A 21,290-nucleotide genomic window follows, 5' to 3' on the forward strand; every position below is an offset into this window, starting at 1 on the left:
CTGGTGATACAAGTCCGGCACCGTGGGTGCGGGATAGGTAGACCGAGAGAAGAGGACGCCATCATGGCCGGTCAGACGCTCGAGCACACTGGTGCCGCCATCGTCGAGGAGTACTACCCGGAATATGCGACGACCGAGGCTCCCGTGTACACGCTGTACTCGGGGCCGCTGTACCTCGGTTCGGCCATCATCCTGCTGAGCATGTGCATGCTCGGTCTGCCGCTCACCGCGGCGGGCTACTTCGCGGACGACATGGGCGTCTCCATGGGTCTCGTCATCGCCGCCGTCGTGGCCACCGCCGTCGTGTTCCTGGTCGGTCTCGGCATCTGCTTTTACGCGTTCCGCAAGCACGGGCGTGAGGACGGGCACTGACAGTCGGTTCCGCCGTCACGACGGCACCCGCCTTCAAGGCGGGTGATCCGTCGGACGACGCTGCGCGGAGGGTCGCCCTCCGCCGGATGAAGTTGGTCGCGACGGGGTTCCTCGTCGCGGCCGGTCTCGTTTATCTGGCCGCCGAGTACTGGCTCCACAACGGCGGACCGCAGTGGGTCAACTATGTGCGTGCCGCCGCGGAGGCGGGCATGGTCGGCGGTCTCGCCGACTGGTTCGCCGTGACCGCGCTGTTCCGGCACCCGCTCGGGATCCCGATCCCGCACACGGCGCTCATCCGCAAGAAGAAGGACCAGCTCGGCGACTCTCTCGGCGGGTTCGTGGGGGAGAACTTCCTCGATCCCGAGATGGTGAGCGAGAAGGTCCGCAGCGCCCACATCCCCGAGCGTGCCGGCGAATGGCTGGCGGTCGACGAGAACCGTGCTCTCGCCTCCGACCAGGCGGCCAAGGCCATCCGCTCGACTCTCGCGGTCCTCCGCGACGAGGACGCCGTCGCGATCATCGAACGCACTATCGTCGCCCGCATCGCGGAGCCCCAGTGGGGTCCACCGGCTGGTCGCATCCTCGCTGAACTGTTGGAGGAGGGGCGTCACCTCCCGCTCATGGATCTCATGGCCGACCGGGCCTACGGCTGGGTCGACGCCCATCCGGAGACCATCGACCGCTGGGTCCGCGAGAAGGCGCCGACGTGGGCGCCCGAATTCGTCAACGAGCTGCTCTCTGACCGTGCGTACCGCGAGTTGTCCGAATGGACGTGGCAGATCAAGGTCGACAAGCAGCACGCGGTGCGGCTCGCCCTGATCGGGTTCGTCGAGGACTTCGCCCGCGATCTGCAGTCCGATCCGGCCACCATGGCCAAGCTCGAGACGTTCAAGCACGAGGTCATGAACCGCGACGAGGTGCGCCGTGCCGCCGGCTCGGCGTGGGCGTCCGCCAAGCGGATGATCGTCGAGGCCACCGAGGACACCTCCTCCACGTTGCGCGTCAAGATCGACGACCTGCTGCGGCGGTTGTCCGAGATGCTGGTCGGCGACGAGAAGGTGCGCAACCGCCTCGACGACTACATGACCCGCACCGCCGCGTACGTCGCGGAGAACTACGCGGGTGAGGTGACGTCGATCATCTCCGAGACGGTCGAGCGGTGGGACGCCGATGAGGCCTCGGAGAAGATCGAACTGCTCGCCGGCAAGGATCTGCAGTTCATCCGCATCAACGGCACGGTCGTCGGTGCGCTCGCGGGCCTGGCGATCTATACCGCCACCCAGCTCATCTTCTGAGCTCCGCAGTGGCCGGCACGCCTGCATTACATGTGTAGAGCACTGCTAGCTGTGTCGTGAGCTGAGCCCCCAGTCGCACTGCGACAGTGGCGTTATGCCTGGAGTGAACACACCCCCGGCAAGGTGGGGGCATGTGACGAACGACACCGCTAGAGGGCTCAATTAGCGCTTGCTGCAGTTAGCACGTCTTGTTAGCGTTGTCGGCGGACGAAGACGGATGCAGTGCAGAGGGGGTGGATCCCATGGCAGCTCAACGAGGACGTAAGAGCGAGAAGCCGACGGGTTCTGCCGACCAGTCGGTGGCTCCGGCCACCGGGGCAGCCCTTGCTCGCCGGTCCAAGCCCACGGGAGAGGTGCCGGTTAATGCCGGTGCCGGAAACCGTGCCGAGGGCGGCAAGCGCTCGTCCGATTCGCAGGACATCGGGTCGTTCATCCGCGCACAGCGGGAGGCCGCTCAGGTGTCCATCCGGCAGCTCGCAGAGCGCGCCGGCGTCTCCAACCCGTATCTGAGTCAGATCGAGCGTGGGCTGCGCAAGCCGTCCGCCGAGGTCCTGTCACAGATCGCCAGAGGTCTGAGGCTTTCCGCCGAGGTGCTGTACGCGCAGGCGGGAATTCTCGAACTCAAGCAGGGGAGCCCGGTGAGGGATGCGGTCCTCACTGCTCCTGACCTCACAGAACGGCAGAGGGAGGTGCTCGTGGAGATCTACGAGTCGTTCCGAGCGAACAACGAGACCGCCGCTGAACAGGTCGTCGACGTCCCCTGATGTCGTACGGCGGCCCGAGTGGCCACGAGAACACCACAGACGTGAACACCAGAACGAGACCAACCGTAGAAGGAGTCGACATGACCGAGAAGAAGACCACCGCCAAGAAGGCCCCGGCCAAGAAGGCGCCCGCCAAGAAGACCGCCGCCAAGAAGGTGTCCGGTTCGGCGAAGACCGCCCCGGCCAAGGCCACCACCAAGGACGTCGCCGTGGACGGTCCGCTCGGTCAGGCGATCGCCGCCGTGCGTACCCCGGTCTACGCCTACGTCGGCGTGAACGACCTCGCGATCCAGGCCGTCACCGGTCTCGTCACCGACCTCCGTCGTCGTGCCGAGGATGCCGTCACCGACGCGCAGACCAAGGTCACCGAGCGCTACACCGAGGCCCAGGCCAAGGTGGCCGAGGTGCCCGGGCGCGTCCAGAGCCTGCCGACCGAGGTCGAGGAGCTCGTCAACCGCTTCCGTCCGGAGGAGCTGCGCAAGGTCGCGGACGCCTACGTCCAGGTCGCCGCCGGCATCTACGACGGTCTCGCCGCTCGCGGTGAGGATGTCGTGACCCGCCTCCGCGAGGAGAACCCGCAGCTCGAGGCCGGGCTGGCTCTGGTCAACGAGCAGGTCGCCCGTGCGACCGCGGTCGTCGAGGAGCAGGTCGAGCTGGGCGAAGAGGCCCTCGGCACCGTCGCCCGTCAGACCCGTTCCATCGGTGTGAAGGCCGCCGGCCGCGTCTCCAAGTCCGCCCGCCAGGCCGCCGAGGAGATCGGTGACGCCGCCGATAAGGCCGCCGACGCCGTGGACGAGGCCGCCTACGCCGTGTCCGATGAGGTCCAGAGCACCGCCGCCAAGGTCGAGGACCGCACTATCGCCGAGAAGAAGGCCCCGGCCAAGAAGGCTCCGGCGAAGAAGGCTCCGGCGAAGAAGGCTCCGGCCAAGAAGGCCGCGTCGACCACCACTGCGAAGAAGACCACGGCTGCGAAGCCGGCCGCGTCGACCACCGCCGCCAAGCCGGCTGCGTCGACCACCGCCGCGAAGCCGGCCGCCGGCTCCGCCGACACCAAGTGATGCCGCGCGGGGCGATCCCGCGCACTCACCGATGACGCCGCGCCCCGGCCTGCTCTGAACGAGCAGGCCGGGGCGCAGGCATTTGCGCCGACTAGGATGGCGGCCGTGATCGATCAAATCTCGGGTTCGTGGGGCATGGTCAAGATGGGCATCCAGGCGGCGCTGGTCGTCTGGGCGCTCGCCGGACTGCTCCTGGCCGCTCTTCCGCCGGCCTCCGCCTATTCGATCGAGGGCAAATGGCCGAAGGCCGCGTGGATCGGTATCTGTGCCGTCGCCGCCGTGTTGTTCGCGATCCGACCGCTCGGGTTCCTCAGCCTCATCGCCATGGTCGCCGTGGGCGTCTTCTTCGCCGACGTGAGACCGGCGGTGGGTGGGCGACGTCGATGACGTCCCCCGGCGCCGGGCAGGGGCTACGCATCGACGAGCTCGCCGCCGAGGTGGGAACCACGGCCCGGAATATCCGCGTGTATCAGGAACGCGGGCTGCTCCCGTCCCCTGAACGGCGCGGACGAACCGCCTACTACGGCGCTGAGCACAAGCAACGGCTCCTGTTGATCCTGCGGCTGCTCGACCGCGGTTACACGTTCGCGACGATCGAGGAGCTGCTCATCGCCCAGCGTCACGGGTTCAGCCTCACCGATCTGCTCGAGGTCCACAGCGTCCGGTCTGACAGGCGATCCTCCGGAACCCGTCGGCGCCGCCTCCCGCGCGGCGGTGTGCAGGCGGTGACCGGGTTCGAGCTCCCCGAGGACCTCCTGGACCAGGGTTCCGCGATCGGCCTGAGCGCGGAGACCAGCTCGGACGATCACTTCCTGGCCGACGAGTACATGTACAAGCTCCTCCGCGAACTGATCGTGTTGGGGGTCGACGAGGAGGGCCTCGACCGCATCGGCACCACGTTCATGGAAGGGCAGGCCACGGCGGCCAGTGCTATCGAGGTCCTGGTGGAGACTCTGCGGGACTCCGGAATGGACCAGGCCGTCATCGAGAAACGTGTCACCGACATCCTGCCCGGTGCCGGAGCGGCCGCACGCCTGATCTTTCTCTCCGCAGTCCAGACACTATTGTCCGACAACCACGGATTCCCCAAGAGCTGAGTGCACTGTGCCCGCGGAAGGGGTGAGTGCTCTGTGCCCGCGGAAGGGTTGAGTGCGCTGTGCCCGAGTGTCCGGTGTCCGCGCGGACTAGGTGAACACCACGGTGCGTCCGCCGTGCACCAGGATCCGGTCCTCGAGGTGCCAGCGCAGACCCCGCGCGAGGACCAGCTTCTCGGCGTCGCGCCCCTGACGGACCATGTCCTTCACGGTCGCGGTGTGGTCGACGCGGATGACGTCCTGCTCTATGATCGGGCCCTCGTCCAGATCGGCGGTCACGTAGTGGCAGGTCGCCCCGATCAGCTTCACCCCGCGGGTGTGAGCCTGGTGGTACGGGCGGGCACCGACGAAGCTCGGGAGGAAGCTGTGGTGGATGTTGATCGCCCGTCCGGCCCATCTGGTGCACAGCTCGTCGGGCAGGACCTGCATGAAGCGGGCCAGCACGATCGCGCGCGGGTCGATGTCGTCGACCAGGGTCGCGACCTCGTCGAATGACGGGCCGCGATCGGAGGGATCGGCCGGGAAGGGGATGTGGTGGAACGGCACCCCGTGCGCCTCGGCCATCCCGCGCAGGTTGTCATGGTTCCCGATCACGGCGCGCACCCGGGCCGGATAGTCGCCGCTCGCGACGCGACCCAGCAGGTCGTGCAGGCAGTGCCCGTCCTTCGACACCAGGATCACGACGTCCTTCGGCTCGTCCGAATCGGCGATGTCCCACTCGGTCTCCGGGCCGAGCTCGCTCGCGACACGATCGAAGCGGCGACGCAGCTCGTCGAGCTCCATCCCGATCGACGCGGCGTCGACCGCCTGCCTCGTGAAGAACCAGCCGGTGTCCTCGTCCGCGTGGTAGGCGGCCTCGACGATGGTGCCGCCGAGCTCGGCGAGGAACGTGGCGATGCGGGCGACGATGCCGATGCGGTCCGGGCAGCCGAGGGAGAGGACGAAACGACGTGACATGACACGTCATTGTGCCAGCAGGCGGTGTCGGGGCACGCGGCTAGGCTGGCTCCCATGGATGCCTCCGCCCCTGCCCCCACCCCCGACGGGCTGACCCGTGCGCGGGTCGCCGCGATGATCGACCACACGCTGCTCTCGCCGGATTCCTCCCGCGAGGACGTACAAGCCTGCCTGGCCGAAGCACACGAGCTGGGCGTCAAGGCGGTGTGCGTCAGCCCGGCCATGTTGCCGGTCCGGGGCGAGGAACTCGTCGTGGCCACCGTGGCCGGGTTCCCGTCCGGCAAGCACCACTCCCTGGTCAAAGCCATGGAAGGCCGGCTCGCCGTGGACCAGGGCGCGCGCGAGGTCGACATGGTGATCGACGTGGGCGCCGCGATCGCGGGACTGGTCGACGAGGTGATGGCCGACGTCCTCACCATGCGTGACGCGGTGCCGCCGCCGGTGGTCATCAAGGTGATCCTCGAGACCGCGGCGCTCCACAAGGCCCTGGGCGATGAGGCCGGTGACCGGCGCATCGAGGAGCTGTGCCACGCCGTCGCCAAGGCCGGGGCCGATTTCGTCAAGACCTCCACCGGGTTCCACCCCGCCGGCGGTGCCAGTGTGCGCGCGGTGGAGGCGATGCACCGTGCCGTGGGCGGCACATTGGGGATCAAGGCGTCCGGCGGAATCCGAGATGCCGACACGGCTCGCGCTATGATCGCCGCCGGCGCGACCCGGCTCGGCCTGAGCGGCAGCCGCGGAGTGCTCGACGGGTTCCCGGAATAGTCGTCGCCGGGGACGGTCCCGCCCCGTCCCCGGGGCCAGCGTGCCTACGGCGCCCCGTCCCCGGGAGCGGCCCGCCCCGCCCGGGCAGCTCGGACTCAGGCGCGGACCGCCTCGAGCCTCCAGCCGGACGCAGTGCTGCGCTTGGCCCAGAAGTCCGCGTAGCGGCCGCCGTTGTCGAGCAGCTCGTCGTGCGTGCCCCGCTCGACGACCCGACCCGCGTCGAGGAACAGGATCTGGTCCGCGTGACGAATCGTCGGCAGTCGATGCGCCACCACCGCGACGGTCTTGTCGCGGGTCAGCTCCCTGATCCCACCCACCACAGCGGCCTCGTTCTGCGGGTCGAGCGCACTGGTGGCCTCGTCGAGCAGCACGATCGGCGCGTCCTTGAGCATCGCCCGCGCCACCGAGACACGCTGACGCTCGCCCCCGGACAGGGCCGCACCGCCCTCGCCGACGCGGGTGTCCCACCCGTCGGGAAGGCGCTCGACGATCTCGTCGACCCGCGCGACCCGTGCCGCCTCCAGTACCTCGGCATCGGTGGCATCCGGCCGACCGACCCGGATGTTGTCCAGAACGGACTGGTCGAACAGGTACACGTCCTGGAACACCAATGACACCTGCGCCTGCGCCGTGTCCGTTCCCAGCTCCGCCAGATCCACCCCGCCGACGGAAATCCGACCCTGATCAGGCTCGTGGAACCGTGCTGCCAGCCTCAGAACCGTCGTCTTACCCGAGCCGCTGGGTCCGACGATCGCGGTCGTGGTGCCGGCCGGGACCTCGAACTCCACCGAGTGGAGGACGGCGGCGGACTCGTCGTCGTCATACCCGAACGTCACGCGATCAAACCTCAGGTCCGACCCCGACGGCGACCGGGGGTCCTCCGGCTCGGCGATCGTCGGCGCGTCGAGCAGGGCATTGATGCGCCGCGCGGCCACCTGGGCGCGCCGGATCGCCGAGCTGAGGTCGGCCGCCTGGGTCAACGGCTCGACGAACCTCGAGGCGACGGTGATGAGCGCGATCGCGGTGGGCACGGCGAGCTCTCCGCCGGAGGCCAGCGCCACCACCACCCACACGAGCAGCATGAACGTCAGCTGCACGACGATCGTGAACACCGCCAGGCCCGGAACGGAGGCGAACAGCGCGCGCCGGATGGCGGTGCGCAACGCCTGTAAAGAGGTCATGAGCTGCCGCTCGTGCGAGGCGTCGGTGCCGAACACGCGCAACACAGGTTGGGCCTGGGCGAACTCGATGACCTGCTCGTTCGCGCGAGCGGCGGCGTCGTGCTGGGCCTCGGTCGCGCCCGCGAACAGGCGGTTGCCGACGCGGTTGACCAGATACAGCACCGGCGCGGTGACCACCATCGCCAGCGACACCCGCCAGTCGACCCACAGCATCGCCACGGCCACGGTGACCGGGGTCAGGACGGCGGTGATGAGTGGCGTGAGCAGTTGCGCAAACACCCTCAGGACCTCGTTGGTGCTGGAGTTGAGTACGCGCGAGGTGGAGCCGGCGGTGTGGTTCGAGAACCAGCCCAGCGGCAGGGCGCCCAGGTGGTCGCCGAGGCGAAGGCGCAGGTCACGCATCATCGAGATGCCGATCCGCATCCCCGACATGGCCTGCACGTAGCGGCCGGCCGCGACGGCGACGAGCGCCACCACGACCGCGATGGTCCACGTCCACGCGGTATCGAGATCGCCGCCGAACACCGCGGTGAGCAGTGGCGCGAGCGCGGCGTAGGCAAGTCCCTGGGCCACGCCCAGCACCAGTACGGCCGCGAAGTAGCGGGGCAGGAGGTGCCGGCTGTCTGCGGGCACGAGAGCGATCATATCGCGGATCATCGGAGTCCTCCGTCGTGTCCGGTGAGGTGCGCCGTGGCCTCGGCGTCGGCGCGCCACAGGCGCGCATAGGTCCCACCCGCGGCGAGGAGGTCGGTGTGGGTGCCCTGTTCCACGACCCGGCCGGAGTCGACGACGACGACGGAGTCCACACCCGTGATGGTGTGCAGGCGATGGGCGATCACCAGGACCGTTCTCCCGGCGACGAGGGAGGCGATGGCGGTCTGGATCTCGGCTTCGGACTCCGGGTCGGCGAACGCGGTGGCCTCGTCCAGGACGAGGACGGGCGAATCGGCGAGAAGGGCACGGGCGATCGAGAGTCGCTGGGCCTCGCCGCCGGACAGGTGGGCGTCCACGCCGATGACCGAGTCATATCCGTTCGGTAGCGCCAGGATCCGGTCGTGGATCCGGGCGGCACGGGCGGCCCGTTCGATCTCGACGTCTGTCGCGCCTTCGCGGGCGATCGCGATATTGGCGCGGACGGTGTTGCGGAGGAGCCGCACGTCCTGGAACACGAATCCCACCCGGGCGTAGAGCTCCTCGGGGGCCAGCTCGCGGATATCTACGCCGCCGATAGTGATGCGGCCGCCGGTGACGTCGTGGAAGCGGGGCAGCAGCGCGGCCAGGGTCGACTTGCCGGCCCCGCTCGGGCCGACGAGGGCGGTGATGGTGCCCGGCTGCAGTGTGAGATCGACGCCGCGCAGCACCTCGACGCCCTCGCGGTAGGCGAAGTGGACGTTCTCGAATCGGACGGTGCCGGCGGCGGAGTCGTCGTCGTCGTCCGATCCGGGCGTGCTCGATCCGGGCGCGGTGTCGTGACGTTCGAGAGGCGGGGTGGACAGGAGTCGGTGGATCCGCACGGCGGCGGCGTCGGCCTGGCTGCGGGCCTGGGCCGCGTGACCCACGGTGAGCACCGTGCTGCCCAGGCCGAGGCCCAGGAGCAGGAACGGAAGCAGGTCGACCGGGTCGAGCGCGCCCGAGCCGATCATCGGCAGTCCGGCGAGCAGGATCGCGGTGAGCAGGAAGATCGGGTTGAGCAGGACGCCGGCCGCCGACTCGATGCGGGTCATGGGAGTGGACCACTCCGTGAAGTAGTCGGAGAACTCCTCCACGGCGGCGGCGTAGCGCGCGTGGGCCTGGCCGGCCTGTCCGAAAGTGCGGACCACCTGGATACCGTCGACGAACTCGATCGTCGTGGCCTCGGTCTTCTTCTCCAATTGCTGGTAGATCTCCATCTTGGCCCGGTGATCGCGGCCCACCATGAAGGTCAGCGCCACGGCGTACCCGACAAGCGGGGCGAGCAGCACCAGTGCGAGTCGCCAGTCGACCCAGATCAGGTAGATGAAGGTGAGCGCGGGGGTGGTGATGGCGGCGACGAACTCGACCTGCGCGTGGGCGATCAGATAGTGGATCGCCTCCACGTCGTCCTGCAGCGCCTTCTTGACCTCTGCGGAGCTGCGCGTACCGAACCATCCCAGGGGAACCCGGCGCAGGGTGTCGGCGATGAGGCGGCGCAGGTTCAGCTGGTTGTCGGCGTCCACGAGGTGGGTCCAGAACAGTGCGCCCGAATACAGCAGTGCGCGGGCGGCGAAGACGGCCACCGCCCAGCCGAGGAGCGGCCAGGCGTCGTCGACCCGGTCGGCGAGCATCACCCGGGCGGCCTCCACGATGAGGAGATACGGGACCACGGTGCAGACCGAGGACAGGAACACGAGCGCCGCGGCCACCGCGAGGTGTGGACGGACCGGCGCGAGGATCTCGGCGCGGGCTCGTGTCTCCTCGGAGCGGTCGGGTCGTTCGGCGGACGCCGCGGCCGGGGCCGGGTCCGCGGTGGGTGTGGTCATGCTGCCGCCTCTGCTGCGTATTAGAGCCGCTGTGGGAAATCGGCTCCAGAGTAGATCAGGCAGACGAAGTTAGGGAAGGGTGCCCTAAGTTAACGGGGTGTGAGCACCATCTTCCCGGTCGTGCGTCCGGTCTCTCCGAGCCGGTGGGCCTCGGGGGCCTCGTCGAGGGGGAAGACGGCGGCGATGGTCGGCCGCAATGCGCCCCGGTCAACCAGGTCGGTAAGGGAGTACAGGTTGTGGCGAGAGGAGTCGACCAGCATGCGTAGGGCCCGTACTCCCAGCCTGTCGGCCTCGGCGAAGAGCTCGTCCGATCCCACCGGGAGGATCGACACCAGGGTCCCGCCGGGGCGCAGAACCCGAAGGGACTCCAGCGCTGTCTCGCCGCCGATCGTGTCGAACACGACGTCCACCCCGGACACCGCGTCGGCTATTGACGTGTCGCGGTAGTCGATTACCTCGTCAGCACCCAGTTCCCGCAGGAAGTCGTGCTTGGCGGCACTGGCCGTGCCGATCACGTGGGCGCCCCGGGCCTTGGCGATCTGCACCGCCACGTGCCCGACACCGCCGGCCGCGGCATGGATCAGGACCCGCTGCCCGGGCTCGATGGCGGCGTATTCGACGAGGGCCTGCCACGCGGTGAGGCCGACCAGGGGAAGCGCGGCGGCCTGAACGTGGTCCAGCGAGACGGGCTTGGGGGCGAACCAGCTCGCGGGCGCGGAGACGTACTCGGCATGTGCTCCGTGGCCGAACGGATACGAGAGCATCCCATAGACCTCGTCGCCGGGGGAGAAGCGGGCGACACCGATCCCCACCTCCTCGACCACGCCCGACAGGTCCCAGCCGAGGACGAACGGCGGCTCGCCGATGAGACCGCGACCGGCGCGGTTCTTCCAGTCGGTGGGATTGACGCTGGCGGCTTCGACGCGGATCAGGATCTCGTTCGTCCGCGGGGCCGGGCGGGGGAGATCGACCACGGCCAGGACCTCGGGTCCGCCGAGTGACTCCTGCGAGACGGCGCGCATGGTGGGGCGAGGAGGTCGGGGAGGGGTCATGCGCCCCAGGATGTCAGAGACCGACGTCAGTTAGTCGATTCGAGAACGACGTCGGTGCCGGAGAGGTCGATGGTCATACCCCCGTCCACGACGCGCACGCCGGTGAGCGTCACGCCCTCGGGGAGTTCGGCGAGCGTCGAGTCCATCATCGACACCGTTCCCCCGAGGAGTTCGGGCGGAAGGGTGAACCCGAACACCGACGCCTGCTGCGGGTCCATCTCGAGGTTCCCGCCGTTGAGGCGCGGGGTCACGACGGCCTCGGCGAGGCCGCTGATCGAGACCTTCAGCGTCCCGGATGCGGGATCGGACACGATGTTCTGCACCTGGATCAGCCCGCCGAGCATGGAGTCTCCGGCGCCCTGATCGTTCAGCGCGGCCTGGGTCATGGCCTCGTCGGAGACGAACGCGGTCCCGGTGAGCGAATCGATGTGTGTGGTCTCGCCCTCGGAGCTCACTCCCTCGGCCCGGACGTCGATCGCGGGGGCCGGTCCGGTGGCGCCCTCGGCGGGGGAGCCGTCGGTGGTGAGGTGAACCGAGCCGAGCGTGCCGGTGAAGTACGACAGCAGAACGGGCCGTGCGCCGAGGTCGACCTGTGCGGGCGAGCCCAGAGAGGAGGCGACCTCTTCGGTCATCTGCTGCTTGATCGAGTTCCGGAGTCCGAACTCGAGGCCGACGAGCCCCAGGACGAGTACGAGCACCGTGACACCGCCGATGAGCGCGATGATCGGGCCGCGCCGGCGGCGCCCGGTGTCGCCGCCCTGGCCACCAGAGGTGCCGGCGGCGGGACCGTTGTCCGGGCCGCCGGCGACAGGGTAGGCGGCGGCGAACTGCTGGGTGTCGGCATTCTGGACGCCGGGCTGGTCGTAGGCAGGGAGTCGCTGGGTGTCGTGCGGCTGCATTCGTCCGATTCTCTCCGATTCCGGCCCGGCTCGCAGAACTGCAGGTCAGGCCGGGCGATAGCGTGTCATCTCGGTCTTGGCCAACCGAAAATCGCCGGGGCCCGGCCGGGCTCCCGCGGTCTCAGAGCGATGCGGTCCAGCGGTTGAGCTGCTCGTACTCGGCGACCAGCAGGCGCCGGAGGTGGTCCACGACCAGCTTCTCGAGCTTGCCGCCCATCAGCGGCACGGACACCTTGACGCTGCCCGAGACGTTCTCCACGGCCACACCGTCGGAGGCGACGGCCTCGGATCCGCCCTCGATGCGGCCGAGGCCGCCGGCGGCGTCGGCTTTGGCGTTGCCGAGGAACCGCTCGCCGTCAAATCCGCTGATCACGTTGGTCCGCACCACGACCAACTGGCCGGGGATCACCTTGCGCGCGATGTCCGGGATGTCGTCGTCGGGGATGTGCTGGGTGGTGGTCACGGTGATCGAGTCGTCGGTGAGGTCGAAGGCGTCGAGCGTGTCCTTCGAGGTGCCGACAGCCGAGATGCGGTCGTGCCAGAAGGCCTCCTCGCGGAGGGCGTTGAACACCGTCTCGATGGGAGCCTCGATGCGAGCGTTGTGCGTGAACCTGGTCGCCATAGGCTCAGACGATACAAGCAACGGACTAGTCTCGGGCAGGTGACTGTGAACTCCTCCGAGCCAGACGGATCAGCCCGGACCACGCCTGACGTGCAGGTACAGAGCACGCCTGACGTGCCGGCACGGACCACGCCTGACGTGCCGGGCCGGGCCGCCGATCCGACGGTCCGCGGACTGAGCGGACTGGACGGCGTCGTGGCCGCACCCGCGACGACGCTGTCCGAGCTCACGACCCTGCGGATCGGCGGCCGTCCGCGGGCACTGCTCGAGTGCGTGACGGCCGATGCGGTGGTGGAGGTGGTCCGCGCGCTGGACGAGGCCTCCGAGCCGGTGTTGGTGCTCGGCGGCGGGTCGAACCTCGTGGTGGCGGGTGGCGACCTGGACCTGACGGTGGTGGCGGTGCGGAACCGGGAGGTCGAGTACCTGGACGGCTCCGGTGAGCTGATCGTTCGCGCCGGAGCGGGCCTGACCTGGGATGATCTCGTCGCCGACACCGTCGAGCGCGGGTACGGCGGCCTCGAGTGCCTGTCCGGCATTCCGGGGTCGGTCGGTGCCACGCCGGTCCAGAACGTGGGCGCGTACGGGGTCGAGGTCTCGCAGATCCTGCACCGTGTCCGCTGGTTCGACCGCCGGACCGGCGTCGTGGAGTGGGTCACGCCGGAGGCGCTGGGCCTGGCCTACCGCACGTCGGTCCTCAAGAACACGGATCGTGCGGTGGTGCTGGAGGTCGAGTTCCGGCTCGACGCCGCCGGTCGGAGCGAACCGATTCGCTACGCCGAACTCGCCGGGCGCCTCGGTGTGGAACCGGGGGAGCGGACCGACCCGGCCACGGTGCGCGAGACCGTGCTGGAGCTGCGGCGCGGCAAGGGGATGGTGCTCGACGACGACGACAACGACACCTGGAGCGCCGGGTCGTTCTTCACCAACCCGGTGATCCGTGATGAGGCTCTCCCCGCCGTCCGCGATCGTGTCGCGGGAAAGCTCGGGGATGGCGTGGCCGAGCAGATGCCGGCGTTCGCGGCGCCCGGTGGGACCAAGCTCTCGGCGGGCTGGTTGATCGAGCGGGCCGGTTTCGGCAAGGGTTATCCCTCGTCGTCGTCGCCGGCACGCCTGTCCACCAAGCACACCCTCGCGCTCACCAACCGGGGGGCGGCCACGGCCGATGACGTGATCGCGCTGGCCCGTGACGTGCGTGACGGCGTCCGGGAGGCGTTCGGCGTCGACCTGCACCCCGAGCCCGTCTGGGTGGGCTGCAGCATCTGACCCCCGCGCCCACCGGAACGGCCGCGCCTGGCAGGCTGGTACATGACCTGTCGTTCCTGACCTCACCCCGCGCGCCCGCCACCGCGGCCGCCGATTTCTGGAGATTGCCCCGTGGACCTGTTCGCGTACCCGGTGTCGCTCGTCATGAAGTTCTGGCATTGGGCGCTGAGCTTCGTGGTAGACCCCGACTCGGGCGTCGCCTGGGTGGGCTCCGTGCTCCTGCTGGTGGTGACAGTGCGGCTGCTGCTCCTACGGTCCATGTGGCGGCAGCAGTACTCGATGCGCAAGATGGCGCAGCTCGCCCCCAAGATGAAGGAGCTGCAGCTTAAGTACTCCGGCCGCAAGTCTCCCGAGGACCGCCAGGAGCAGGCCCAGGAGATGCAGGCCCTGTACGCCGACGCCGGGGTGAACCCCCTGGCCGGCTGCCTGCCACTCCTCGTGCAGATCCCCGTGTTCCTGGGCCTGTACTACGTGCTGCTCAACTTCTCGCCTCCCGGCAAGACCATCGAGGAGGCCTCGCAGATGACCAACGGGGCGTTCGGGCCCGAGCAGGTATCGTCGTTCCTCAACGCCGAGATCTTCGGGGTGCCGCTGGCGTCGTACATCCGGATGCCGCAGGAGGTCATGGACTCCCTGCACCCGGGCCTCGAGCGCGCGGACATCCTCATGCTGGCCGTGCCGCTGTTCGTACTGGCCGGCATTGCCACCTTCATCAACATGTGGAACTCCTTCCGCCGGCAGAAGGCCGCCAAGCTGGCGGAGAAGGAGGCGATCGCCGAGGTCGAGGCCGAGGCCCGCGCCGGCGGTCCGGTCGTCGACGGTGAGGTGCTCGAGATCGACGGCGAGTCCGTCACGAGCAGCATCGACGACGGGGCGGATGGTCGCGGTGACGGCCGCGACCGGGACTCCGATCGGGATTCCGATCGGGCCGACGGAACCCCGGGGACCCCAGCCAAGGCGGGTGCCGCGGGCGCGGGCGCCGGGGCAGGAGCCGATGGCGCCGGTGCCGCCGGTGGCGGTGGCGCTGGTGCCGCCGGTGCCGCCGGTACCGACAAGCCCCAGGACTTCCAGTCGATCGCCGAGTCCATGACCGAGTCGATGAACCAGTCGATGAAGATCATGATGTACCTGTTCCCGTTCTTCCCGATCGTGGGCGCGTACTTCTTCAACTTCCCCATCGCGATCGGCCTGTACTGGCTCACCAACAACGTCTGGACCGCCGTGCAGTCGCACTTCTTCATGGAGAAGCTTGAGAAAGAGCTGCCGATGAAGGGACACGAGGGCCTGCCGCCCAGCGCGTTCATGTAGGCGCGGGCTGCTCTGGAGCCTGCCCGGTCCGATCCGGCGCCCGCTCGGCCTGCCCGGCTCGCGCCTATTCCGCGCCCGCTCGCCGATTCCACCGCGTCCGCGCTGAGCCGTCACTCCGGTACGGTTTCAGGATTTGCGTCCTGGGGAAACGCTGACCGGACTGACGGCTCGGCAATAGCTGGCCCGATCAGGCTCGAGCTGGCGCGCGCCTGGCCCGTGCGGCCAGCCGGCGCCCGCCCGGCTCGATCCGGCGCCCGCTCGGCCTGCCCGGCTCGCGCCTATCCCGCGCCCGCTCGCCGTTTCCGCTGCGTCCGCGCTGAGCCGTCACTCCGGTACGGTTTCAGGATTTGCGTCCTGGGGAAACGCTGACCGGACTGACGGCTCGGCAATGGTTGGCCCTGGTTGGCCCTGGCTGGCCCGCTCAGGCACGCTCAGGCTCGAACCGGCACGGCGGCGAGGCGTGTCCTGCCGGGAACGGAGCAGGACGCGGAGCAGGACGCGGAGTTCGACACCGTCGTCATGGGGCGCGCGACCCATCAGGTCGCCGTGGACGAGGGACTGGTCAGTGGCTACCCGCACCTGCGGCAATACGTGTTCACCCGCCGACCCGACGGGCTGCCCGCCGAGGACGGGCTCACCATCACGACGGAGGACCCGGTGGCGGTGGTCCGGAAGCTCAAGGCGGAGGAGTCGGATCTCGACGACTGGTTGTGTGGCGGCGGAACACTCGCCGGGACGCTGGTCGACGAGATCGATGAGTTCCGACTCAAGGTCAATCCGTTCGTCCTCGGTCGGGGGATCCCGTTGGTCGGCGCGCGAACCGCGTCTCCGGACGCTGACGCGACTCCGGCGGTCCCGCTCATCGGCCTCATGCGCCGGCGGGTCAAGGCGTTCGACAGTGGGGTGACGTACGTGGAATACGCACGCGCATAGGGTATTCCGACGCTAGCGGGGACCTGATGCCGATAGCCTGCAGGTAATCACCTGCGGGTGAGCGCCCCTCCCGGGAAATGACCTGTGGGTGAGCGCCCCTCCCGGGAAGGAGCATGATGCGCGGCGTGTGGAAGGTACTCCGGTGGCCGGTGGCGCTCCTCGTCGTCGTCATTCTCGCCGTGGTCCTCGCCCGCGTCGTCAACCACTACCGCTACCCCGAACCGGACGTCACCTACGCCGAACCCGCGGACCCGGCGTCTTATCCCGCCGGGCTGCCGGGGGTCACGGTGACGCCGATCGCCGACGGCCCCGTGCGCGGATTCCACCTGCGGCCCGACGACATCCGCCACGACGGAGTGGTCCTGACCTGGGGCGGATCGGAAGGCGGGCCGGACTTCGAGCACGCCGAACTGCTCGCGCTCGAGGGGCACGAAGTGCTGTCGCTGTTCTACTTCGGGCAGCCGGGGCAGCCCGCGACGCTGGACCGGGTGCCGGTGGAGAACGCGTCGCTGGCGATCGACTGGGCCGAGACCCACGCTGAGTCGGCCGACCCGGTCACGGTCGTGGGGACATCCAAGGGCGCGGAGCTCGCCGCGCTGCTTCCCACGTACGAACCGCGCGTCGACAACCTGGTGCTGTTCGCGCCGATGGACCACGTGATGCAGGGGATGGATCAGCGAGACGTGGTGTCATCGTGGACCGTCGACGGGCAGGACGTGCCGTTCGTCGCCTACTCCGACGCCGCCGAGCGTGGGCCGGTCCTGCGGCTCGCGGTGTCCACGCTGCTGGGCGAGCCCATCCATCTGCGGCCGGTATTCGAGGGGGCGATCGCGGGCCATGATAGGGACGACGCCCGGATCGATCTCGCACCGCTGCCGGGGGAGCTACTGATGTTCGCCGGCGGGGACGACCAGCTCTGGCCCGCCGACGACGCGGCCCGCCGCATGGAGCAGGCCCGCCCGGAGGGTGCCGAGGTACACATCTATGACGATGCCGGGCACGTGTTCTACGTACCCGGCGATCATTCCGACGGGATGCGCAACGGAGGCTCGGCCGAGGCGAATGCCGCTGCGCTCGAGGAGAGCAACCGCGTTCTCGTGGAGAGGCTGGCCGCCTGGTCGCGGTGACCGGGCGGCCGGGGCCTCTCCGGCAGACGGTGCCGGTTCAGGCTGCGCTAGATCCGGAAGTGCCTTGTCAGACCGCTCCGCCGGCGACCGCGGGCGGGGTGCCCGTGTTGGTGGAGGCATCCGTCTCGCGCGCGAGGTACTCCTCGATGCGGAACCAGTCGTTGTCGGCACGCTCCGCGATGGTCACCAGCGTGTTCATGTTGGCGACCTCCTCGACCTGCTCGCGCAGGAACCACAGCATGAACTGCTCGCCCAGCGGATCGTTCTCCGCGCGCGCGGCCTGGAACAGTGCCTCGATCTGACGGGTCACCTCCTTCTCCTGCTCGAGCGCGAGGGCGAGCGCGGCGACGGGGCCGTCGAACTCGACCTGCGGCGCCGGCACGGCGGGGATCACGGTCGGGATGTCCCGATCGAGCATGTACTGGACCATCATCATGGCGTGGTTCCGCTCGCCCAGGCTGTGCTGGTAGAAGCGACCCGCCAGCTGCGGCAGGTCCTGCCCGTCGGCCCACACGGCGATCGCGACGTACTGGTGGCTCGCGGCGAACTCGTGGCCGACCTGGGCGGAGAGAAGGTCTGCGTAGGTGCTGGTGCTCTGGGTCATTGTGAGGCCTTTCGTCAGAGCCGCTCGACAACCGTCGAGTCGGCGGGGAGGGCGTCTCCCGATGGCTCTCACGATAGGAGCAGATTCAGCATCGTGCCAGGTCAGTTAGCCTAACCTGACGGTGGACAGCCTTACCTGATATTGGTCAGCCTTGCCTTCTGTAGAGGTGCTCCGAGGCCGGTGGGAGCCCATCGGCGCGCCCCGGTCGTGGCCGTCGCTGTGTCCCGTCACGGCCGACGCCGCGACCCTCGAGCGTCCCGTCACGGCCGCCCGACGCCGCGTCAGTCGCGGTGAGCACGCATCGCGGAGTGCTGCGCCCGCGGCTTCACCACGATCTGGTCGAGGTTCACGTGCGACGGACGGCTCGCGACGAAACCCACGATCTCGGCGATATCCTCGGCCACCATCGGGGTCAGGCCGCGGTAGACGGCGTCGGCCCGGTCCTTGTCGCCGTCGAAACGCACGGTGGAGAACTCGGTGTCGACCATGCCGGGTGCGATCTCGGTGAACCGCACGGGCTGCCCCAGGTGCTCGCCGCGCAACGTGCGGTGCAGGATGGCCTGCGCGTGCTTGGCGGAGGTGTAACCCGAGCCGTTGTCGTACGACTCGAGCGCGGCGATGGAGGTGATGGTGACGACCAGGCCGTCCCCGGTCTCGACAAGCGTCGGCATGAGGCCCTTGACCATCCGAAGCGTTCCCAGGACGTTGGTCTCCCACATCCACCGCCACTGGTCCTCGTCGGCGTCCATGACACTGGTGGTGCCCTTGGCGCCGCCGGCGTTGTTGACCAGGACGTTCAGGCGGGGGATGGCCGCGCAGAACGACGCGCACGACTGCTCGTCGGTCACGTCCAGAGGGAGGGCGGTGCCGTCGATCTCGCGCGCCAGTGCCTCGAGTCGGTCGACGCGCCTCGCCCCCACCACGACGTGGAAGCCCTGCCGCGCCAGTTCGCGGGCGGAGGCTTCCCCGATTCCGGACGACGCCCCGGTGACCACGGCGACGCGGGTGTCGGAGGGGAGGGCGGAGAGGCGTTCGCGGGCGGCGGAGTGATCGGTCATGTCGTTCAGGGTAGGTGAGGTTCGAGGGCGCGGTCCGGGGAGGAACAGGGATGACGACGACGAGGCCGGGGTCAGCGGCCTCGACCGGTGACCGTGCGGATGATCCCGCGCGCCACACCCCGGGTCATGTCCGCGGTGGAGAAGTAGTCCCGCCACCCGCAGATCCTCCCGTCACGGACCTCGAACCGGCCGCACACCCAGAAGTCCACCGAGAGGGGTCCGAAGCCCAGGATGTCCGTCCGCTCGGTGAGCACGATGGTCGGCGCATGTGGATTCGTCGGGTCGACGGGCGCCTCGACCGCGAGGTGGTGCGTCCGGACGTCGAAGCGGCAGCGACGGTGCATCAGGGCGATCGCGCCCACGACGGATCGCTTGCCCCGGACCACTGGGAGCCCGATGTTCTCCCACCACACGTCGTCGGTGACCAGACCCGCGGCCGCGTCGGTCGAGCCCGAGCACAGGGCGTCCAGGAAGGTGCGGACCACGACATCCGCGTCTGTCTGAGTCGAGGTGGGAACCATTGGCACACGGTAACGAACCCGGCCCGTGGCGGGGGAGAGTTCTGCTCGCAATGCCGGTGCCGGAGTGATCCGGCTGGCACCATGACCCGCATGACCTCCTCCGGTGTACCGACTCCTGCCATGACCGTCGCCTCCGCCGTCTCCTCGGACGGCACCACGATCGCGTTCCGTGAGCTCGGCGACCGCGCCGCCCGGCCGCTCGTGCTGATCCACGGCTGGGCCCAGTCCAGCGCCTGCTGGGGCCCCGAGCTGCTCGCGGAGCTGGCGACGCGCTACCACGTGGTGGCGATGGACCTCCGCGGACACGGGCACTCGACCGTCGCGGACGAGGGGTACGACTCGCCCGCCCAGTGGGCCGACGACGTGGAAGCGGTGCTGGACGCCGCCGGGATCGGCGACGGTGCGGGCGCGGTCCTGCTGGGCTGGTCGTACGGCGGGATCGTCGTCTCGGACTACCTCGCCTCCCGCGGGGAGGGGCGTGTCGCGGGGATCGTGCTCTGCGGCGCGGTCACCTCCATCTCCCGCTCGGCGGGCGGCGCGGTGGGCCCGGCGATGATCGAGGCCACCTCGAACGGTGCGTTCGACGAGCGTCCGGGTAAGGCCGTCGCCGCCCTGGCCGGCTTCGGCACCGCGATGATGCACTCCGGTGACGGGACGAGCGGACAGCGGATCTTCGGCCTGTCACTGGCCACCCCACCAGCGGTCCGCCAGAAGATGCTCACCCGTCGCGTCGACAACGACGACACGCTGCGTGGACTGACCATCCCGGCGCTGGTCATCCACGGCGAGCACGACGGCGTGGTGCTGCCCTCGGCCGGCCGGGCGAACGCCGAGATGATCCCCGGCGGCCGCTATGTCGGCTTTTCCGAGTCCGCCCACGCGCCGTTCCTCGAGGAGACGCCGACGTTCCTGGCCGAGCTCGACGCGTTCACCGCCGAACTCTGACCGGAACGCCGGCCTGACCGGGACGTCAGCCTGACCGGAACGCCGGTCAGGCGGCGTCGTTGATCTTGGCGACCTGCTGCGTCATCAGCCCGGTCAGTGCCGCTTCCGCCTCGGGTCCGAGCTCTCCGCCGGCCCCGGGGGCGGTCATCGCCCCGCCGACCACCTTCACGCCGCGGACCTCGGTCAGGTACACGAGGGACTTCATCTGACCACCCTCGCCCAGAACGCTGTCCACCTGAGTGTCCGAAATACGGGCGAGGACCTCGTCGGCGCCGTCGATCTCCGGGGCGTCCGTCGAGGTCGAGGTGCCGCGCATGCCGAGCGCCTGACCCTCGAACACGACGTTCTCGCAGCTCCCCCAGTTGGACTGGTACTCGTCGAAGGGGACCGAGGTCCGGAGCACCTGCACCGTGTACATCGCGGGGGCGCTCTCGCCTCCGCCCATGAGTGCGGCCATCCCACCGTCCTCGACGTCCCTGGCCAGTGCCGCGTTCGTGTCAGCGGCGTCGGCGCACTCCGGGGGATCGAAGGTGATCTCCATGCCCTCCGGAAGCTCCATGTTCGCACCGGCCTGAGCGAGCATCGCGGGGTCAGCCGCCTGCATGGGCATCGACGGGACCTCCTCGGGGGTCAGCAGCAGCTCCTGCACCGGCGCATCGGTGGGCTCGGAGGTCGCGTCGTCTGTCGCCTCGGAGACCGCGTCCCCGGCCTCACCGGCCACCGATGACGCCGCTGACGTGGCGTCCGAGGCGGCCTGATCGGCGGTGTCGGACGAACAGGACGCGGCGGTGAGTGCGACGCCCAGGGCGAGCGTGATGCCGAGACGGCGAACAGTCATGAGGATCCTCCGGGTGCGATCAGCGGTGACACCTGACGTCGGGCACGCTATATCGCTTCCCGTCCCGACCGGGTATCCAGGCCGCAGGATGGGGAGAAGTTCACCGTCGGGTCGCCGCGCCGTCGTCGTCGTCGTC

At 69.4% G+C, this 21,290-nt stretch carries 22 protein-coding genes; 12 read left to right on the forward strand and 10 right to left on the reverse strand.

Annotated features, from left to right (window positions below):
- Positions 1-63: 63 nt before the first annotated feature.
- The 6 genes from OPF83_RS06780 (at position 64) to OPF83_RS06805 (ending at position 4,586) form a co-directional block, all read left to right on the forward strand.
- The gene (locus OPF83_RS06780; protein ID WP_264886524.1) at positions 64-372 is read left to right on the forward strand and encodes a hypothetical protein; all 309 of its coding nucleotides are present in this window, start codon (positions 64-66) and stop codon (positions 370-372) included.
- Positions 373-458: 86 nt separating this feature from the next.
- Complete coding sequence (locus tag OPF83_RS06785) at positions 459-1,667, forward strand: DUF445 domain-containing protein (RefSeq protein WP_264886525.1); 1,209 nt, start codon at positions 459-461, stop codon at positions 1,665-1,667.
- A 242-nt stretch (positions 1,668-1,909) separates the two neighbouring features.
- Complete coding sequence (locus OPF83_RS06790; RefSeq protein WP_264886526.1) at positions 1,910-2,431, forward strand: helix-turn-helix domain-containing protein; 522 nt, start codon at positions 1,910-1,912, stop codon at positions 2,429-2,431.
- Positions 2,432-2,511: 80 nt separating this feature from the next.
- The gene (locus tag OPF83_RS06795) at positions 2,512-3,489 is read left to right on the forward strand and encodes a hypothetical protein (protein WP_309297747.1); all 978 of its coding nucleotides are present in this window, start codon (positions 2,512-2,514) and stop codon (positions 3,487-3,489) included.
- A gap of 96 nt (positions 3,490-3,585) precedes the next feature.
- The gene (locus OPF83_RS06800) at positions 3,586-3,876 is read left to right on the forward strand and encodes a DUF2516 family protein (RefSeq protein ID WP_264886527.1); all 291 of its coding nucleotides are present in this window, start codon (positions 3,586-3,588) and stop codon (positions 3,874-3,876) included.
- A complete protein-coding gene (locus OPF83_RS06805) occupies positions 3,873-4,586 on the forward strand; it encodes a MerR family transcriptional regulator (RefSeq protein ID WP_264886528.1) in 714 nt (237 codons plus the stop codon). Before OPF83_RS06800 ends, OPF83_RS06805 begins: the two co-directional genes overlap by 4 nt.
- A gap of 87 nt (positions 4,587-4,673) precedes the next feature.
- On the opposite strand, the gene purU is transcribed toward OPF83_RS06805, so the two are convergent.
- Positions 4,674-5,540 carry a formyltetrahydrofolate deformylase gene (gene purU, locus OPF83_RS06810; protein WP_264886530.1) on the reverse strand — a complete coding sequence of 289 codons (867 nt, stop codon included), beginning with the start codon at positions 5,538-5,540 and terminating at the stop codon, positions 4,674-4,676.
- Positions 5,541-5,594: 54 nt separating this feature from the next.
- Between purU and deoC the strand changes: the two genes are divergently transcribed.
- Entirely contained in the window at positions 5,595-6,305 is a 711-nt protein-coding gene (gene deoC, locus OPF83_RS06815; protein WP_264886531.1) for a deoxyribose-phosphate aldolase, read from the forward strand.
- 95 nt (positions 6,306-6,400) lie between these two features.
- Here the strand turns inward: deoC and OPF83_RS06820 are convergent, their stop codons facing one another.
- The 5 genes from OPF83_RS06820 to OPF83_RS06840 form a co-directional block, all read right to left on the reverse strand.
- A complete protein-coding gene (locus OPF83_RS06820) occupies positions 6,401-8,119 on the reverse strand; it encodes an ABC transporter ATP-binding protein (protein ID WP_309297748.1) in 1,719 nt (572 codons plus the stop codon).
- Positions 8,120-8,139: 20 nt separating this feature from the next.
- Positions 8,140-9,984, reverse strand: coding sequence for an ABC transporter ATP-binding protein (locus OPF83_RS06825; protein ID WP_264886534.1), 1,845 nt, complete (start codon positions 9,982-9,984; stop codon positions 8,140-8,142).
- Positions 9,985-10,073: 89 nt separating this feature from the next.
- The gene (locus OPF83_RS06830; RefSeq protein WP_264886535.1) at positions 10,074-11,036 is read right to left on the reverse strand and encodes an NADP-dependent oxidoreductase; all 963 of its coding nucleotides are present in this window, start codon (positions 11,034-11,036) and stop codon (positions 10,074-10,076) included.
- Positions 11,037-11,062: 26 nt separating this feature from the next.
- Positions 11,063-11,935, reverse strand: a complete 873-nt coding sequence (locus tag OPF83_RS06835) for a DUF2993 domain-containing protein (protein ID WP_264886536.1) — start codon at positions 11,933-11,935, stop codon at positions 11,063-11,065.
- A 121-nt stretch (positions 11,936-12,056) separates the two neighbouring features.
- The gene (locus OPF83_RS06840) at positions 12,057-12,557 is read right to left on the reverse strand and encodes a DUF2505 domain-containing protein (protein WP_264886537.1); all 501 of its coding nucleotides are present in this window, start codon (positions 12,555-12,557) and stop codon (positions 12,057-12,059) included.
- A gap of 174 nt (positions 12,558-12,731) precedes the next feature.
- On the opposite strand from OPF83_RS06840, the gene OPF83_RS06845 reads away from it, so the two are divergent.
- The 4 genes from OPF83_RS06845 to OPF83_RS06860 all read left to right on the forward strand — a co-directional run bounded on the left by OPF83_RS06845 (position 12,732) and on the right by OPF83_RS06860 (position 17,188).
- Positions 12,732-13,820 carry a UDP-N-acetylmuramate dehydrogenase gene (locus OPF83_RS06845; RefSeq protein ID WP_375546227.1) on the forward strand — a complete coding sequence of 363 codons (1,089 nt, stop codon included), beginning with the start codon at positions 12,732-12,734 and terminating at the stop codon, positions 13,818-13,820.
- A gap of 111 nt (positions 13,821-13,931) precedes the next feature.
- The gene (gene yidC / locus OPF83_RS06850) at positions 13,932-15,128 is read left to right on the forward strand and encodes a membrane protein insertase YidC (RefSeq protein ID WP_264886538.1); all 1,197 of its coding nucleotides are present in this window, start codon (positions 13,932-13,934) and stop codon (positions 15,126-15,128) included.
- 402 nt (positions 15,129-15,530) lie between these two features.
- The gene (locus OPF83_RS06855) at positions 15,531-16,061 is read left to right on the forward strand and encodes a dihydrofolate reductase family protein (protein ID WP_264886540.1); all 531 of its coding nucleotides are present in this window, start codon (positions 15,531-15,533) and stop codon (positions 16,059-16,061) included.
- A 113-nt stretch (positions 16,062-16,174) separates the two neighbouring features.
- Positions 16,175-17,188 (forward strand): acyl-CoA thioester hydrolase/BAAT C-terminal domain-containing protein, encoded by a 1,014-nt coding sequence (locus OPF83_RS06860; protein ID WP_264886542.1) that lies wholly within the window; start codon positions 16,175-16,177, stop codon positions 17,186-17,188.
- A gap of 67 nt (positions 17,189-17,255) precedes the next feature.
- On the opposite strand, the gene OPF83_RS06865 is transcribed toward OPF83_RS06860, so the two are convergent.
- The 3 genes from OPF83_RS06865 to OPF83_RS06875 form a co-directional block, all read right to left on the reverse strand.
- Positions 17,256-17,792, reverse strand: coding sequence for a ferritin (locus OPF83_RS06865; RefSeq protein ID WP_264886543.1), 537 nt, complete (start codon positions 17,790-17,792; stop codon positions 17,256-17,258).
- Between the two features lie 281 nt (positions 17,793-18,073).
- Positions 18,074-18,850, reverse strand: a complete 777-nt coding sequence (locus OPF83_RS06870; RefSeq protein ID WP_264886545.1) for an SDR family oxidoreductase — start codon at positions 18,848-18,850, stop codon at positions 18,074-18,076.
- Positions 18,851-18,921: 71 nt separating this feature from the next.
- Positions 18,922-19,371, reverse strand: a complete 450-nt coding sequence (locus OPF83_RS06875) for a limonene-1,2-epoxide hydrolase family protein (RefSeq protein WP_264886546.1) — start codon at positions 19,369-19,371, stop codon at positions 18,922-18,924.
- A 90-nt stretch (positions 19,372-19,461) separates the two neighbouring features.
- On the opposite strand from OPF83_RS06875, the gene OPF83_RS06880 reads away from it, so the two are divergent.
- The gene (locus OPF83_RS06880; protein ID WP_264886548.1) at positions 19,462-20,316 is read left to right on the forward strand and encodes an alpha/beta fold hydrolase; all 855 of its coding nucleotides are present in this window, start codon (positions 19,462-19,464) and stop codon (positions 20,314-20,316) included.
- 46 nt (positions 20,317-20,362) lie between these two features.
- On the opposite strand, the gene OPF83_RS06885 is transcribed toward OPF83_RS06880, so the two are convergent.
- Positions 20,363-21,154: a DUF5642 family protein gene (locus tag OPF83_RS06885; RefSeq protein WP_264886549.1), complete on the reverse strand. Its 792-nt coding sequence runs from the start codon at positions 21,152-21,154 to the stop codon at positions 20,363-20,365.
- Positions 21,155-21,290 lie beyond the last annotated feature (136 nt).

It is taken from the genome of Dietzia sp. NCCP-2495, from assembly GCF_026011735.1.
GTDB lineage: Bacteria > Actinomycetota > Actinomycetes > Mycobacteriales > Mycobacteriaceae > Dietzia.

Coding starts and splice junctions, on each gene's coding strand:
- OPF83_RS06790 (WP_264886526.1), top strand. CDS start 1,910: ATGGCAGCTCAACGAGGACGTAAGAGCGAGAAGCCGACGGGTTCTGCC.
- deoC (WP_264886531.1), top strand. CDS start 5,595: ATGGATGCCTCCGCCCCTGCCCCCACCCCCGACGGGCTGACCCGTGCG.
- OPF83_RS06860 (WP_264886542.1), top strand. CDS start 16,175: ATGATGCGCGGCGTGTGGAAGGTACTCCGGTGGCCGGTGGCGCTCCTC.
- OPF83_RS06795 (WP_309297747.1), top strand. CDS start 2,512: ATGACCGAGAAGAAGACCACCGCCAAGAAGGCCCCGGCCAAGAAGGCG.
- OPF83_RS06865 (WP_264886543.1), bottom strand. CDS start 17,792: ATGACCCAGAGCACCAGCACCTACGCAGACCTTCTCTCCGCCCAGGTC.
- OPF83_RS06805 (WP_264886528.1), top strand. CDS start 3,873: ATGACGTCCCCCGGCGCCGGGCAGGGGCTACGCATCGACGAGCTCGCC.
- OPF83_RS06830 (WP_264886535.1), bottom strand. CDS start 11,036: ATGACCCCTCCCCGACCTCCTCGCCCCACCATGCGCGCCGTCTCGCAG.
- OPF83_RS06885 (WP_264886549.1), bottom strand. CDS start 21,154: ATGACTGTTCGCCGTCTCGGCATCACGCTCGCCCTGGGCGTCGCACTC.
- OPF83_RS06875 (WP_264886546.1), bottom strand. CDS start 19,371: ATGGTTCCCACCTCGACTCAGACAGACGCGGATGTCGTGGTCCGCACC.
- OPF83_RS06870 (WP_264886545.1), bottom strand. CDS start 18,850: ATGACCGATCACTCCGCCGCCCGCGAACGCCTCTCCGCCCTCCCCTCC.
- OPF83_RS06825 (WP_264886534.1), bottom strand. CDS start 9,984: ATGACCACACCCACCGCGGACCCGGCCCCGGCCGCGGCGTCCGCCGAA.
- OPF83_RS06785 (WP_264886525.1), top strand. CDS start 459: ATGAAGTTGGTCGCGACGGGGTTCCTCGTCGCGGCCGGTCTCGTTTAT.
- OPF83_RS06835 (WP_264886536.1), bottom strand. CDS start 11,935: ATGCAGCCGCACGACACCCAGCGACTCCCTGCCTACGACCAGCCCGGC.
- OPF83_RS06780 (WP_264886524.1), top strand. CDS start 64: ATGGCCGGTCAGACGCTCGAGCACACTGGTGCCGCCATCGTCGAGGAG.
- OPF83_RS06840 (WP_264886537.1), bottom strand. CDS start 12,557: ATGGCGACCAGGTTCACGCACAACGCTCGCATCGAGGCTCCCATCGAG.
- OPF83_RS06800 (WP_264886527.1), top strand. CDS start 3,586: ATGGCGGCCGTGATCGATCAAATCTCGGGTTCGTGGGGCATGGTCAAG.
- purU (WP_264886530.1), bottom strand. CDS start 5,540: ATGTCACGTCGTTTCGTCCTCTCCCTCGGCTGCCCGGACCGCATCGGC.
- OPF83_RS06880 (WP_264886548.1), top strand. CDS start 19,462: ATGACCTCCTCCGGTGTACCGACTCCTGCCATGACCGTCGCCTCCGCC.